Source organism: Pontibacter sp. Tf4 (genome assembly GCF_014212495.1).
In the GTDB taxonomy this organism is placed as follows: Bacteria; Bacteroidota; Bacteroidia; order Cytophagales; family Hymenobacteraceae; genus Pontibacter.
In genome coordinates this window covers 222,905-237,496 of record NZ_JACKZC010000007.1, presented here as the reverse complement: position 1 = coordinate 237,496, position 14,592 = coordinate 222,905, and the positions used below count along the sequence as shown (strand labels likewise).

Below are 14,592 nucleotides of genomic sequence, written 5' to 3'. Positions count from 1 at the left end.
TTTGTTAGCTATAGTTTGGGTTAGCGCACAAAGCGGAATTCTACTCCCTCCTGCACGTAAAAGAATTCGTCTTCATCCAGTTTAGCCACTACCACATAATACTCGGTGGCTGTGCCCTTTTCAAACACGATAATCCGTTCATCGTTCTGGAATTCCCATTTACCATCAACCTGGGTATCGCCATCATAACTTTCATTGTAGGTACCGTCGCGCTCAAATTCGGTGGTGTACAGCCTAAAGTCAAATTCCTGGTCTTCCAATATCTCATCCGTCACATCTTCTCCTTCAATAATAATGGCATCGCCCGTCCATACGCCGGCAGTTAGCAGCGCTACGTTCGGAGAGACATTATCGGCAGGGTCGTCGTCATCGTCGTTGCCGCAGCTTACCAGAAAGAGTGGTAGCAGCACAGCGCACAGCAGGTAGCGTAAATGTAGTTTGTTCATAGCCGGTCTGTTTAGTTTAAAAAAATGAGATTGCAGCATAAGCTGAGTAAAGATATGTACTGTTAAATCTTTGTTTTTGATGTGCAGACCAAGCGGTATTTAAACAAAAAAGCTCCTTTGCAGGAGCCTTTTATTTATCCGGTTTATAAGATCTTAGTGTACAAAGCGTAGCTCTATCGTCTCCTGGCCTCCTGTTTCCAGGAAGTCGCCTTCTACCCATAGTTCAGTAGCTGTCAGGGTGTTTATATCAACCGTAATCGGGTCCGAGGACTCACTGTCCATCACGATCTTGGTATCGTTGCTGGCAAACTCCCAGGTGCCGGTCTCATCGTCCTCACCGGACATGGAAGCAGTATAGGTCCCGTCTGCGTTAAACTTTATAGTTGTAGTTGAAATGTCAAAGAGTTCTTTCACCTGCTCGGTAAAGTCAGCGTTCTGGTAGTATACCTTGCTGCCATTCCAGACTTTTGCCGTCAGCAGCGTTTCCTTATCGGGGTTCGGGTTAGTTGTATCATCGTCATCATCGTCGCAGCTAACCATGGTTACCATAAACAAGGCCGCGAATAAATAGCTAAGGAACTGTAGTTTTTTCATGTTTAAAGATTTTAGGAGACACAAAAGCTTAACGCCCGGGGCCCTGCCTGAAGTATAGTGCAGCAATACGACCAGGGCGATATGCTGCAGAAATACGGGCTTGTCCCTAAAATGTTCCGCCAGGCGGCTACAGCCGGAACTACAGCGCGGCAGCCTACATGATATTTACTTCAGGGTGCAGCCTGATGCCGAATTTTTCTTCTACCGACTGAATGATGTCGTAGGCAAGCTGGCGTACGTCGTTGCCCGATGCACCGCCATAGTTTACCAGTACCAGCGCCTGGTTTTTGTGCACGCCATAGTTGCCGATCACTTTGCCTTTCCAGCCACACTGCTCAATCAGCCAGCCAGCCGGTACTTTCACTGTCAGTTCCGACACGGGGTAGGCCGGCATTTCCGAGTACTGGGTTTTCAGTACATCAAACAGTACCACTGGTATTTCCGGGTTTTTAAAGAAACTGCCTGCATTTCCGATCTGTTTCGGGTCTGGTAGTTTGCTCTGGCGGATGTGGCAAACGGCGGCGCTGACGTCCTGTATCGTTGGCTGCGTGATGTGCATCTCCTCCAAAGTGGTTTTGATAGCGCCGTAGCTGGTGTTCAGTTGATGGGTTTTGTGTAGCCTGAAGATAACAGACGTAACAATGAACTGGCCTTTCAGATCGTTTTTAAACACGCTTTCGCGGTAGCCAAAGCGGCAATCCTGGTTTGTGAATACCTGTGTCTGGCCTGTTTCGATGTGCACTGCTTCCAGTTCGTAAAACACATCTTTCAGCTCCACGCCATAAGCGCCGATATTCTGCAACGGCGCAGCGCCTACTGTGCCTGGTATCAGCGAGAGGTTCTCCACGCCACCCAGGTTGTGCTCCAGTGTGTACAGTACAAACTCATGCCATACTTCGCCGCCACCAGCTTTTACGTAACTATAGTTCTCGTCTTCCCGGATGATTTCGATGCCTTTTATACCGTTCTGCAGCACAATGCCGTCAAAATCTTTGGTGAACAGCAGGTTGCTGCCACCACCTAAAATCAGCTTCTGCTCCTGCTTCAGTTCCGGCATCTGCAACAGCTCCTGCAGCTCCTGCACACTATCGAAGCGGGCAAAAAGCTTGGCTTTCACATCAATGCCAAACGTATTATAAGCTTTAAGCGGAAAATCAGACTGCAGTTTCATAGGCGCATTAATTAGACTTAGACTGTAAAGATAAGTCTTAATTGTTGATTGTTGAATTGTTAAATTGTTGTCTCAACTATAGATAATTAATGTCTGAACCAGGATTAATGAAGACTTTATGTATTAAACAGATTGTAGAGACGCAATACCTTGCGTCTACGCTATGAAACTATAGGCTAAACTATAGTTTGGTAGTACTTTGCAACTATAGCCAAGCGAGTCTGGAGACTCGTACCCACTCTGCGGCACCTGTTGGATACCGGCGCCAGATTAAACTATAGCTTATATCACAGGTACTTTTTGAAATCCTGTTCATCCTAAAATTCTGTAAATCCTTGGGGTAGGGGCCCTACTTAAAGATTCTGACAAAAAAACGCAATTACGTAGACTGTCATTCCTTTAATCCACTTAATCTCCATTAATCTGCGGTTTAAACATTCACTTTCTAACTTTTTAACTTCCAAACTTTCTAACTGCAATGTGTATCTTTGCAAACGATTACAACTATAGATTATGGCGAAACCGAGTTTTAAACCGAAACAGAAACCGACCGAGAACTTTAACATTATTGCCACCACGCTGGCCGGACTGGAGGAAGTGCTGGCTGAAGAGCTTCGTGCCCTGGAAATGGAATATGTGAAAGTCGGTAACCGTGTGGTAACCTGCTCGGGTAACTTACGCCAACTATACGAAGCCAATCTGTGGTGCCGCACCGCTATCCGCATCCTTAAGCCGATCCGGAATTTTAAGGCCCGCAACGAAGATGACCTGTACGAACAGGTACAGAAAACGAACTGGGGCGAGTACTTTGATCTGGATCAGACTTTTGCCATTGATGCCGTAGTTAGCCATTCTACGTTTGAGCACTCGCTGTTTGTGGCCCAGCTAACCAAAGATGCTATAGTTGACCAATTCCGTAAAAAGACCGGCGAGCGCCCTTCTGTGGATAGAGTAAGGCCGGATGTGCGCCTGAACCTGCACATGCACGAAAACATGGTGACGCTCTCCCTGGATTCGTCCGGAGATTCGCTGCACCGCCGTGGTTACAGATTGCAGACCAACGTGGCCCCGCTGAACGAAGTGCTGGCTGCCGGTATCATTTCGCTGAGTGGCTGGGACAAAAGATCTACGTTCGTGGACCCGATGGCTGGCTCGGGTACATTCCTGATCGAAGCAGCTATGATGGCACAAAATATAGCTCCCGGCCTTTTCCGCCGCGACCCGTATGGTTTCGAGAAATGGAAAGGCTACAACGAGGAACTGTTTGAAATGGTATGGCGCACTGCCGAAGCAAAAGAAAAACGCGAGCCGCAAGCCGAAATTATTGGCTACGACATTGACCCTGATTACGTGGCAGCCGCCCGTACCAACATAGCCAATGCTGGACTGGGAGACGTGATAAAAGTAGAAGAAGCTGATTTCTTTAAAACCAAAGCCCCATCCGAACAAGGTGTGGTAGTCATGAACCCGCCCTACAACGAACGAATCCTGTCAGACGACATTTTTGAACTATACAAGAACATCGGCGACACGCTGAAACAGAATTACCAGGGCTACGATGCGTTTGTATTTACCGGTAACCTGGAAGCTGCCAAAACTATAGGTTTGCGCGCCTCGCGCCGTATTCCGCTTTACAATGGTGCTATAGATTGCCGTCTGCTGAAATATGAACTATACAGCGGCAGCAGGAGAGAAGGAAAGGAGTAAGAAAAGCTGATATAGAAAAGCCCGGCTATAGTTGCTCAATAAACTATAGACGGGCTTTTTTGTTAAGTTTCGATTGCTAAACTATAGTTCCTGGTCTTCTTTTATACCACCGTATCAGGAATAAAGCACCTATAATTACGATGATCAGCGGCCAGATATACACAACTCCAACCAGCAGATCTTTAAATAATTGCCAGCCACCACTTACGGCAGATGTAACGCGGGTAGTGAAACTGGTGCGGTCTGTGTAAGAAGCGGGCACTACCTGGTACATGGCCAGGTGGATGGTGCTGAAACTGGTTTGTTGCTGAAGTGCTATGAGCTGTGCCTGCACCGATTCCAGATCTTCCTGCACTTTGTTTAACTCTACTTCAATGGCCAGTACGTCTTCTACTTTTTTAGCCTGCTGCAGTAACTCCAGGTAACGTGCTCTGGCGGCCTGTTTTGCCTTTACACGTGCTTCCACATCTGTATAGTGCAGGGTAACGTCGTCGGCGGTAACCGTTTTATTATCCAGAAAAATACTTTCAGCTTGTATGCCAGCTAACAGCTCATCCAGATTTTCGGGTAATACCTTTATCGTATAGTTGGCTTCTATGCTTTCTTCACCGTTGTTGCTCTGGCTACGGATAATGCTGGCCTTATACTTTTTTGCTACTGCTTCTACGCGTGTGCTGCTTTCACTCAGATCCTTTACCTGAAACCGTAGGTGCGCCTCCCGTATCAGTTTACGATCGGAGGGAGCCGGCATGGCTGCATCGGGAGAGAGAACGGACTGAATGGCAGAAGACTCTTCAGCTTCTCCGGCATCGTTACCCGTCTGGCAACTCAGCAAACTCAGTGAAAGGAAAGCTATCAGGAAGTAAAAGGCTGGGCGTTTCATAGGCAGGGAGCGTGGTTTTCTGTTTATACTTTCCTGTGGTTTAGGTAACCCGTTGGTATACTACCTATTGTTTACTGCCTGTTCCTTTTAGCTTCATTAAGCAGCCTTACTTCAAAAACGCGTATTTAATGCCCAGGCTATAGTTCTTCGGCAGGCTATCGATGTCAAAAAGCTTGTTTATCTCGCCATAAAACGATAGGTTCTGGTTACTTCTGTATTCGAAACCCATGCCCGGAACCACGGCGATACCTGCCCCGAAATCGGAATATGTTTCGTTAGTTTCCCGGTCATAGAGTTCAGCATGGCCTATCCCAAAAAAGGTAGCCATCACGTACGCATTCATTTTGCTTGTTTTTACAAAATCATACTGGTAAGCTAAATTTAACTCGAAGGTTTTGGTATTGAACCTATTCCAATGGGTATAGTTTGCATACTCCAGCCCAAAGCGGAGCGAGTTGCGGCTGGCGGCTGTAAAGTAATACTGTGCACCAGCCTGGTAGGCATAGGAGCGGGCCGTAGTTATGTCTTTCTGATAGAGGTTGCTGTACTGGGCATAGGCAGCCCAATAGGGTTTTCGTTCCAGTTTTTCATCAGACTGGTAATAATAGCTTACATTTCCGTTAGTATATGCCAGTAAAAGTGCTGTCAGGTCCTGTTCCTTTAGTTTTGTTCTCTGTATTCTCTGCGTCAGGTCAATTCTGTCCTGCATCATGGCAGTAAGGATGCCTACATAACGGTGGTCTTCCTTTTTATATCGTTTGCCGTTTACCAGCAGGGTCTCTTCATTGTTTTCCAGCAGGTGTAGTTCTTTCTCTTTTGCGATATAAAATACAGGAGATGGGGTTTCGCGTTTCAGCAGGCTTAGTTTTTCGGAAGAGATCAGCAATTGAAACACAAGACGTTGGGCATTCAGGTCGTGTAGTACAAAGCGTCTGCTGTCGGTAAGTTGTATTTCGGCAACCTCGGCGGGCAGCAGGGTGCGTTTGGTATTGTCTGGCTCCAGCAATATAATTTCGGAGGGCTGATCATAAAAGTGTGTGATGGTGCCGCTCACTTCCTGCCCGTTTGTAAGTAGCAGCTTGCCCTGCGCAGATTGTATCTGGCCGAAGGCAGCAGTTGTGAACAGGGTAAACAGGGCAAGAAGTAGTAAGTTGTTTTTCATAAAAAGTTGGTATATCAGATATTGCTATAAATATATGATTTAATTCTGATAACATGGGATGAATTAGAAAATGGGTAGTGCTGAACTATAGCCAAAAAAAGAGCACCCGTTTCTGAGTGCTCTTCCTTAAAACTATAGTTTATAGTTGATCTATATTCTTCTTATCTGTGCGCCAATGGCATTCAAGCGGCCATCGATGTTCTGGTAGCCACGGTCGATCTGCTCAACGTTATCGATAATGCTGGTGCCTTCCGCGGAAAGGGCTGCAATTAACAGAGCTACACCGGCGCGAATGTCCGGGGAAGTCATGCGGATGCCGCGTAACGGAATGTTATTGTTATGACCGATTACCGTAGCACGGTGCGGGTCGCACAAAATGATCTGCGCTCCCATGTCGATCAGTTTATCGACGAAGAATAGGCGGCTCTCAAACATTTTCTGGTGGATCAGTGCCGTACCTTTTGCCTGTGTAGCCACTACCAGCGCCACGCTTAGCAGGTCGGGGGTTAAGCCCGGCCAGGTGTGGTCTGATATGTTCAGGATGCTGCCATCTATATAAGTGTCGATCTCGTAATGGTCCTGTGCCGGAATGTAGATATCATCGCCGCGGAATTCCATTTTAATACCCAAACGCTTAAAGGTATCTGGTATCAGACCAAGCTCCGGAATCTGGCAGTCTTTTATCGTAATCTCAGAGCCCGTCATAGCAGCAAGGCCAATAAACGAACCGATCTCGATCATATCCGGCAACATGCGGTGCTCCGTGCCACCTAAGCTCTCCACACCTTCAATAACCAGCAGGTTAGAGCCAATGCCACTTATTTTAGCGCCCATGCGGTTCAGCATGCGGCAAAGCTGCTGCACGTAAGGCTCGCAGGCTGCATTGTAAATGGTGGTCGTACCTTCGGCCAGCACAGCAGCCATCAGAATGTTAGCCGTACCTGTTACCGATGCTTCGTCCAGGAGCATGTAAGCACCTTTCAGCTTATCAGCCGTTACGCTGAAGAAGTTATCCGAAGCATTGTAGGCAAACTTGGCACCCAGCTTTTCAAAGCCTTCAAAGTGTGTGTCCAGTCGGCGGCGGCCAATTTTATCGCCACCCGGCTTCGGCATTTTAGATTTACCAAAACGCGCCAGCATCGGACCCACGATCATCACCGAACCACGGATGGCGCGGCCCTGCGCTACAAACGCTTCTGTGTCCAGGTAATCCAGGTCCACGTTATCCGCTTTAAAACTATAGGTATCCGCAGAAAGTCTTTCTACTGTAACACCTAAGCCTTGCAGCAATTCAATGAGTTTATTTACGTCCCGGATGTCGGGGATATTGGAAATGGTAACGGTTTCAGGTGTAAGCAACACAGCACAAAGTATCTGTAATGCTTCGTTTTTAGCTCCCTGCGGAATGATCTCGCCTTTTAATTTATTACCACCTATTACTTCGAAAGAAGCCATGTACTATTTATTTCGTTGGTTGGATGATCGGGTATTTTTGTTGCGGTTGCGGTTGTCGCCGCCGCGGTTTTGCTGCTGGTTGCGCTGCTGGTTATCCTGACGGTTGCTGCCGCCACCTACATTCGACTCGAACAGGTTGTTGCTCTCAATGTAAGCCAGGTCCATGTTCAGTTTGCCTTTCGATAACTGGCGGATGTCGTTCAGGATCACATCGTCGGTTATGCTGTCCTTGTTATAAGAGCGGTACAGCGTTTTCATCAGTTTACCGATGGAAATGATGGCAGCTTCGCGTTCTTTTTCATCTTCCAGCTCGGTCGCGCGTTGGATCAGCAGTTCCACGTTCTGGCCATAGTGTTTGTACTTTGGCGTCTCCAATGGGTAGGTCATGCGCTGCGGCTTGTCGTTCAGGTATTCCATCGCGCTCAGCGGGTAAGGCGCATCCACATCCAGCTGCGAGCCCGACATCACAAACAGGTGGTTCCACAGTTTCTGCTGGTAATCCTGTGTGTCGCGTAGCTGTGGGTTTAGCTTGGCCATCAGGTTTATCAGCAACTGCGACAGGCGCGTACGTTCGGCTCTGTCCTGTATGGTCAGTATATGGTTTACAAGATCCTGCACATTGCGGCCATATTCGCGCAACAGCAGTTCTTGTTTAAAGGAGGTACTTGCTTCCATTAGATTTTATATAAATTCAAAATTATGAATTAGAAATTAGAAATGGTAAATAATGCACCAGGTGCACCTATGAATTACGGAATTCGAAGTAGAAGTTATGAGTTCTGACAAGTATAAAAGATAGGGCATGCAAAACTCAAGGCATCAATTTCTAATTTTTAATTCATAATTTCTAATTATTCATGTATTCGTAGTTTGGCAAAGCTCAGGAGCAGGGTTTTTTCGCCTACTTCGTCAAAGTTTATAGTTGCTTTTACGCTGTTGCCCTGGGTATCTACAAGGGTTACTACGCCGAAACCGAATTTAGGGTGCTCTACTTTCATGCCGGCGGCCAGGTTGCTGGTGTCGCTTGGAGTAAAGTCGGCAGGGGCGGTGTAGGCGGTTGCGGCTTGTTTGCGCGGAGCCGGCTGCACCAGACTGCTGATGCTGCTCTTACGCTGTAGTACGCGCTCAAACACACTATTGGTTGCCGTGTTACCGCTATCGCCATACTTAAAATTCAGGTACTTCGGGTCAATCTCATCCAGGAAGCGGCTCTTTTCGCAGGCACGCAGGTTGCCCCACTGGTAGCGGCTGGTGGCGTAAGTTAGGTATAGTTTCTTTTCGGCACGCGTAATAGCTACATAAAACAGGCGGCGTTCTTCTTCCAGGTCGGCACGTGAGTTCAGCATCATCTGGCTTGGGAAAAGGTTTTCTTCCATGCCAACTATAAACACGTTCTTAAACTCCAGGCCCTTGGCCGAGTGAATGGTCATCAGGGTAACATGCTCGCCTTGATCATCTGCTTTGGTATCGGCGTCGGTAATAAGAGCAATGTCCTGCAGGAACGCCGAAAGGCTTTTATCATCCTTCTCCGGATCATCCACATACTCTTTAATACCGTTCAGCAATTCCTGTATGTTCTCGTAGCGGGCCAGGCCTTCCACGGTCTTATCCTGGTACAGGTCATCTACGATGCCTGAGCGCTTGGCTACGTGTTTGGCCACTTCAAACGCATCGTTCTGCTCAGCCATAATGGCAAACTCGCGGATCATCATCGAGAAGTTCTCGATGGCGGTACCCACACGGTTACCTAAAAACTCGGTGGCGTTCTGCACCACTTCCCAAACACTGTGGTTAATTTCATCGGCGGTTACAAACAGTTTTGATTCCGTCGTTTCGCCAATACCACGTTTCGGGTAGTTGATCACACGGCGCAATGCCTGCTCGTCGTTCGGGTTAACTGTCAGGCGCAGGTACGCGATCAGGTCCTTAATTTCCTTACGCTGATAGAACGACAGGCCACCAACAATTTTGTACTTGATATTCATTCGGCGCAGGGCTTCTTCCATGGCCCTTGACTGCGCATTGGTGCGGTATAGGATGGCGAAATCGTCGTAGGAGAGGTGGTTGTTCATTTTCTCTTCGAAAATGGTTGTAGCCACCAGCTTGCCTTCTTCGTTATCCGAGTTGGCCTTTATTACTTCAATCAGCGGGCCCTGCTCGTTATCAGTATAAACATCCTTTTTCAGCTGTGCCGAGTTGTTTTTAATAACTGAGTTGGCCGCGTTTACGATGTTTTTGGTTGATCTATAGTTTTGCTCCAGTTTAAATACTTCCAGCTCCGGGTAGTCGCGCTCAAAGTTCAGGATATTCTGAATATCGGCTCCACGGAACGCGTAGATCGACTGTGCATCATCGCCCACAACAACTATATTACGGTTCTGGGCTGCCAGTTTACGCGTGATCAGGTACTGCGAGTAGTTGGTATCCTGGTACTCATCCACCATCACAAACTTAAAGATGTTCTGGTATTTGTTCAGGGCATCCGGGTGGTCGCGGAACAGCACATTGGTCTGGAACAACAGGTCGTCGAAGTCCATGGCGCCAGCCTTAAAGCAGCGATTGGCATATTGCTCGTATATCTTGCCAATCTTGGGGCGCATGGCCGCTTCGTCGTCGGCTTGTATCACCGGGTCGGCGTTGTACTGTTTGTGCGAGATCAGTTTGTTTTTGGCTGATGAAATGCGGCCCAGCACCACATTGGGCTTGTATAGTTTGTCGTCCAGGTTCATCTCCTTCACAATATTGCGAATGAGCGTTTTGGAGTCATCGGTATCGTAAATGGTAAAGCTTTTCGGGTAGCCAATTTTGTCGGCTTCAGCGCGAAGTATACGCGAGAAAACCGAGTGAAACGTACCCATCCAGATATTCTTGGCTTCGTTGCCGATCACTTTCTCGATACGGTGGCGCATTTCTTTGGCCGCCTTGTTGGTAAAGGTAAGGGCCAGTATGTTGAACGGGTCCACACCCTGACTGATCAGGTGGGCGATCCGGTAAGTAAGTACTCTTGTTTTGCCTGAGCCAGCACCCGCAATAATCATGGCTGGGCCATCAATGTGCAATACTGCCTTGCGCTGCGACTCGTTCAATAAACTAATATAATCCATTTGTTCTCTTAGGCGTGCTAAAAATATCCTGCAATTTACGAATAGTAATCCGTATTCTGAACCGCCATTGCAAATTGGTGCTGGCGGCATTAGATGAACAATACAGGATGCAAAAGCGTTTTATGTCAGGCCCTTTAAAAAGGCCCGGTAATTGCAGGTAATCAATACCTATAGTTTCCGTTTTTGAATTAGAAGCAGGTTATGGCTATTTTTGTGTCCTGGCCGCTTACCAGATTTAGAAGTATCTTTTTGATGACATACCAACTATACCGCACCTTTAACGCTCCCATGAAAAAGCTCCTGTTGCTTGCACTGTTCGTTTTTAGCGCTCAGTTAAGCCCTGCACAAAGCAAATCCGGCAATAGCAAAACCAAAGCTCCTGCCAAAACCACTACCCGGAAACCTGCTGCCAAACCAGCGGCTACCAAGCAAACTGCACCTGCTGCTAAACCGGCAACACAAGCTGCAGCCACACCGGCCGCACCAAAACCCGCCGAAAAAGCACCTGCAAAACTGAGATGGCAGACACCTCAGATGCAGGAAGCCATGAATTATTATACATCGTTGCAGTTTCAGGAAGCGCAGGCTAAGTTTAGAGAAGCCGCAGCACAGGGCGAGGCCGATGCCCTGTATTTCCTGGGGCGTATGCACCAGTATCGCCAGCTGAAATACGATTCTGTTCAGATTGACACCCTGGCAGAGCTACAAAACCGCACAAAATACTTTTCTGCCGACAGCGATTCGGCCCGTTATTATTACGAGCTGGCCCTGCAGGAGAATAGTCCGCTTGGTCACCTGGGGATGGCTGAGCTGATGATCCTGCGCACCGAGGAAGACAAGCAGAACTTCCTTCAGAAAATGCGTGAGGCGGCTGTCGTAATCCGGACCAAGGCGGTGGAAGGCGACCCTTTCAGCAACCGTATGCTGGGCAGTATGTACTATACCGGTTATGGCGAAATGAAGGACCTGGGTTATGCCTTTAATTACCTGAACCGCGCTGCCAACAAAGGCGATGTAGTAGCTTATACGTACCTGGCTAACCTGTACCTGGATGGGGAAGGAGTGGAGCCGAATAAGGAAAAAGCACTTTTCTGGCTGAAAAAAGGAGCAGAAGCCGGCGACCGCGAAGCTCTTTATACTTTAGGGTTACTGTACGAAGAAGGAACAGTAGGTACCCCAAACCTGGAAGAAGCCCGCAAACTATACCGCCAGGCGATCTCGAAAGGTAGTGTAAGCGCCTATGAGCAGCTACGTTACATGAACCAGACCGCAGACCAGAAACTGGTAATTGCTTCTATTACCCGCAACCCGGACATGATGGAGCGCGCCCTTAACAACAAGGCCAATGTAAATACCACGGCTATTCCGGATGATTACGAGGCGGAGGAACTGCACGGCCGCACTCCGCTGATGAACACGCTCTATATTCCGCTTCTGCTGGAAGACTACGGTGTGATTTACCAACCCGAGGTACGGCCGGTAATGGCGGGCATGTTGCTACGCAAAGGCGCTGAAGTGAATGCCCAGGATGCCGATGGCCGCACGGCGCTGCACCATACCGTAGCTGGTGCCCGCATCAGTAACTCGCAGTTATTTGAGCAGGAGCAGGTACAATTGCTGGATACCCTTATCAAGTATAAAGCTGACCTCAATGTTAAAGATAAGAAAGGCAATACTGCACTTACCGCAGCACTGGAATCTACCAGCGGGCAGCATCTGGGTATTATGGAACTGGAAAAATTACTCACTTCCGGGGCAAATCCTAACATTCAGAACAATGAAGGCAAAACGCCGCTTATCCTCGCCTGTGAGTTGAACTCCAATTTCGAGATCATCCTGGCACTGATCCAGGCTGGCGCCGACCCAAAACTCCGTGACCAGTCCGGTAAAGCCGCCATCGACTATACTACCCACGAGAACGTGCAGAATATTCTGATGGCAGCAGGTTCGCCGGCAAAGAAACAGTAGCGTTTACCTCTCTCTAACCTTAGCCTAAGAACAGGAGAGGGGGATATGTCTGGATCAAGATTTACAGAATTAAAGGATTTTCAGGATTTGGATTGACTATAGTTGGAACAGCTATAGTTCTATAGTTAAGGTTGGTCCAACCACCCCTGCCCCTCCTTATCCAAGGAGGGGAATTTTATTTTACTGCTGTGTTGACAGCTATAGTTCTATAGTTGCTGCTTTAACACCCCTATAGTCCCCTCAAGGGGACAGTATCTGCCGTTACTATAGTTTGGAATATAGATCTATAGTTATCGATCACGAGCAGGACAGGTTTCCCTGTCCCTGCGAAACTATAGCCACGAGTAAAACCGATCTGCTTTGTCTAAGAGCAAGCACTGCAACTATAGTCAAACAATAAGCTATCGAACTGATATCAGTCTTTGGGTTGAGCGCCTTTGACTTGTTGCGGTGCCGTCAGGCAATCCGAGGTACGAGGATAGCAGGAAGGCAGCAGCGCGATGCCCGAAGACGGGGCCTCCCGGCCCGGGAGGGAGCCAAGGAAACTATAAAACGATAGGCTATTAGAGCTCCCAGGATTGGTAGAAACTATAGGACAATGGCTTGGTCCAAATTGCAACTAACGTCAACTATAGCACCAGACGCTAGCAGGAGCTGCGCACGCTGCTAGGTCTTTACAGACTATAGGCTGAGATAGAGTTTTCACGTTGTTCGAAATGACGATAGTGGAATTATAGGACATATAAGATATCTCGTCTTTGCTCGACATGACAGGAAATGCAACTATAGCTATTATAACATAGAACCCTTCTAAACTATTTTCTCTTTACCTTTGTCTCTCTTAAGTGCACCTAAAGCACGTTTATAGTAGAATCATGATAGTCCTTCAGAATACCGTTATCAGCGACGATATCCGCGATAATTTCTTTGTTTGTAACCTCGAGAAGTGCAAAGGCGCCTGCTGCGTAGAAGGTGACCTGGGTGCCCCACTGGAAGAAGACGAGCTAAAAATACTTGCCGACAACTACGAGCACATCAAGCCTTATATGACCGGTGCCGGTAAGCTGGCCGTGGAAGAGCAGGGACTGTACATCACCGATTTTGAAGGCGACTACTCCACGCCAACTATAGAAAACCGCGAGTGTGCTTATGCATTGTATGACGAGAAAGGCATCCTGAAATGTGCAATTGAACAAGCGTACTATGATGGCAAGATCAGCTGGAAAAAACCAATTTCCTGCCACCTGTACCCGATCCGTATCACGAAGTATGATGACTTCGAAGCACTGAACTATGACCGTTGGAGCATTTGCGCCGCAGCCTGCAATTTCGGACAGGACTTAGGCGTAAAAGTTTACCAGTTCCTGAAAGAGCCGCTTATCCGTAAGTATGGCGAAGCCTGGTATACTGAGCTGACACAGTTGATGGAAGAAGGGCAAGAGAAAGTGTAGGCAACATTTCTGACTATGAAAAAGGGGAGCGAATATAAATTTGCTCCCCTTTTTATTTGGCCTCATTTTTTGGGTATCAGGTCAAGGAATATTGTGACCTCTGTGACATTGTTTTCAGTATCAATAAGGTGCGCCAGAAGGTTTACTTTCAGTGAGCCTGACTTTAACTCACGAATCGACCATTCTTTTTTTCGGTAGCTATTCTGGTCAAACAAAAGCTTTTTATTATCTGCTGAAAGCTGCCAGGTGCCTTTCCCTTCAGCGCTTTCGTAAGTGCCATTTTCGTAGAAGGTTATCTGCGTGTAATTCAGGACGAGGTAAACTCCTTGTAACCTGTCAAGCAATTCAGGGTCTTTCGTGTCGGCACTTACACTGCCCTTTACCCAAGCCTGAGATGTTAGAAGTTTTTCAGAATCTGGTGTTGGTTCATCTTTGCTGCAGGAGGTAATGCTTACCATAACAAACAGTATAAGTAAACCACGAAGTAGAAGCTGTTTCAATAAGTTTGTTTTAAATTTTAAGATATAGTTCAAATATAGTATTTAATATATTCTCTGCTATAAAAATGCGTGCTGTTTTTGTTATCTATAGTTGTTTTAATATGTTAAGTATAGGGATTTCAAACAAAAAAGCCGGTACAGATGCACCGGC

12 protein-coding genes are annotated in these 14,592 nt (G+C 47.4%); 3 read left to right on the top strand and 9 right to left on the bottom strand.

Going from position 1 to position 14,592, the window contains the following annotated elements; translation table 11 throughout:
• Positions 1-20 precede the first annotated feature (20 nt).
• The 3 genes from H7F15_RS13295 to murB form a co-directional block, all read right to left on the bottom strand.
• Positions 21-446 (bottom strand): hypothetical protein, encoded by a 426-nt coding sequence (locus H7F15_RS13295; protein WP_185197473.1) that lies wholly within the window; start codon positions 444-446, stop codon positions 21-23.
• Positions 447-599: 153 nt separating this feature from the next.
• The gene (locus H7F15_RS13290; RefSeq protein ID WP_185197472.1) at positions 600-1,040 is read right to left on the bottom strand and encodes a hypothetical protein; all 441 of its coding nucleotides are present in this window, start codon (positions 1,038-1,040) and stop codon (positions 600-602) included.
• 154 nt (positions 1,041-1,194) lie between these two features.
• A complete protein-coding gene (murB, locus tag H7F15_RS13285; protein ID WP_185197471.1) occupies positions 1,195-2,211 on the bottom strand; it encodes a UDP-N-acetylmuramate dehydrogenase in 1,017 nt (338 codons plus the stop codon).
• A gap of 513 nt (positions 2,212-2,724) precedes the next feature.
• Between murB and H7F15_RS13280 the strand changes: the two genes are divergently transcribed.
• Positions 2,725-3,918: a class I SAM-dependent RNA methyltransferase gene (locus tag H7F15_RS13280; protein ID WP_185197470.1), complete on the top strand. Its 1,194-nt coding sequence runs from the start codon at positions 2,725-2,727 to the stop codon at positions 3,916-3,918.
• A 76-nt stretch (positions 3,919-3,994) separates the two neighbouring features.
• Here the strand turns inward: H7F15_RS13280 and H7F15_RS13275 are convergent, their stop codons facing one another.
• The 5 genes from H7F15_RS13275 to H7F15_RS13255 form a co-directional block, all read right to left on the bottom strand.
• Positions 3,995-4,801 (bottom strand): DUF4349 domain-containing protein, encoded by an 807-nt coding sequence (locus H7F15_RS13275; RefSeq protein ID WP_185197469.1) that lies wholly within the window; start codon positions 4,799-4,801, stop codon positions 3,995-3,997.
• Positions 4,802-4,907: 106 nt separating this feature from the next.
• Positions 4,908-5,963 (bottom strand): opacity family porin, encoded by a 1,056-nt coding sequence (locus H7F15_RS13270; protein WP_185197468.1) that lies wholly within the window; start codon positions 5,961-5,963, stop codon positions 4,908-4,910.
• A gap of 150 nt (positions 5,964-6,113) precedes the next feature.
• The gene (gene murA / locus H7F15_RS13265) at positions 6,114-7,418 is read right to left on the bottom strand and encodes a UDP-N-acetylglucosamine 1-carboxyvinyltransferase (RefSeq protein WP_185197467.1); all 1,305 of its coding nucleotides are present in this window, start codon (positions 7,416-7,418) and stop codon (positions 6,114-6,116) included.
• A gap of 3 nt (positions 7,419-7,421) precedes the next feature.
• Positions 7,422-8,093, bottom strand: coding sequence for a DUF4290 domain-containing protein (locus H7F15_RS13260; protein ID WP_185197466.1), 672 nt, complete (start codon positions 8,091-8,093; stop codon positions 7,422-7,424).
• Positions 8,094-8,269: 176 nt separating this feature from the next.
• A complete protein-coding gene (locus H7F15_RS13255) occupies positions 8,270-10,522 on the bottom strand; it encodes an ATP-dependent helicase (RefSeq protein WP_185197465.1) in 2,253 nt (750 codons plus the stop codon).
• 288 nt (positions 10,523-10,810) lie between these two features.
• Here H7F15_RS13255 and H7F15_RS13250 point away from each other — a divergent pair, with 288 nt between their 5' ends.
• Positions 10,811-12,490, top strand: coding sequence for an ankyrin repeat domain-containing protein (locus tag H7F15_RS13250; protein ID WP_185197464.1), 1,680 nt, complete (start codon positions 10,811-10,813; stop codon positions 12,488-12,490).
• An 875-nt stretch (positions 12,491-13,365) separates the two neighbouring features.
• Positions 13,366-13,941, top strand: coding sequence for a DUF3109 family protein (locus H7F15_RS13245; RefSeq protein ID WP_185197463.1), 576 nt, complete (start codon positions 13,366-13,368; stop codon positions 13,939-13,941).
• A 62-nt stretch (positions 13,942-14,003) separates the two neighbouring features.
• Here H7F15_RS13245 and H7F15_RS13240 read toward each other — a convergent pair whose 3' ends face one another.
• The gene (locus H7F15_RS13240; RefSeq protein WP_185197462.1) at positions 14,004-14,441 is read right to left on the bottom strand and encodes a hypothetical protein; all 438 of its coding nucleotides are present in this window, start codon (positions 14,439-14,441) and stop codon (positions 14,004-14,006) included.
• Positions 14,442-14,592 lie beyond the last annotated feature (151 nt).

Excerpts from the sequence above, each read along its gene's own strand:
- H7F15_RS13295 (WP_185197473.1), bottom strand. The coding sequence starts at position 446 with ATGAACAAACTACATTTACGCTACCTGCTGTGCGCTGTGCTGCTACCA.
- H7F15_RS13290 (WP_185197472.1), bottom strand. The coding sequence starts at position 1,040 with ATGAAAAAACTACAGTTCCTTAGCTATTTATTCGCGGCCTTGTTTATG.
- murB (WP_185197471.1), bottom strand. The coding sequence starts at position 2,211 with ATGAAACTGCAGTCTGATTTTCCGCTTAAAGCTTATAATACGTTTGGC.
- H7F15_RS13280 (WP_185197470.1), top strand. The coding sequence starts at position 2,725 with ATGGCGAAACCGAGTTTTAAACCGAAACAGAAACCGACCGAGAACTTT.
- H7F15_RS13275 (WP_185197469.1), bottom strand. The coding sequence starts at position 4,801 with ATGAAACGCCCAGCCTTTTACTTCCTGATAGCTTTCCTTTCACTGAGT.
- H7F15_RS13270 (WP_185197468.1), bottom strand. The coding sequence starts at position 5,963 with ATGAAAAACAACTTACTACTTCTTGCCCTGTTTACCCTGTTCACAACT.
- murA (WP_185197467.1), bottom strand. The coding sequence starts at position 7,418 with ATGGCTTCTTTCGAAGTAATAGGTGGTAATAAATTAAAAGGCGAGATC.
- H7F15_RS13260 (WP_185197466.1), bottom strand. The coding sequence starts at position 8,093 with ATGGAAGCAAGTACCTCCTTTAAACAAGAACTGCTGTTGCGCGAATAT.
- H7F15_RS13255 (WP_185197465.1), bottom strand. The coding sequence starts at position 10,522 with ATGGATTATATTAGTTTATTGAACGAGTCGCAGCGCAAGGCAGTATTG.
- H7F15_RS13250 (WP_185197464.1), top strand. The coding sequence starts at position 10,811 with ATGAAAAAGCTCCTGTTGCTTGCACTGTTCGTTTTTAGCGCTCAGTTA.
- H7F15_RS13245 (WP_185197463.1), top strand. The coding sequence starts at position 13,366 with ATGATAGTCCTTCAGAATACCGTTATCAGCGACGATATCCGCGATAAT.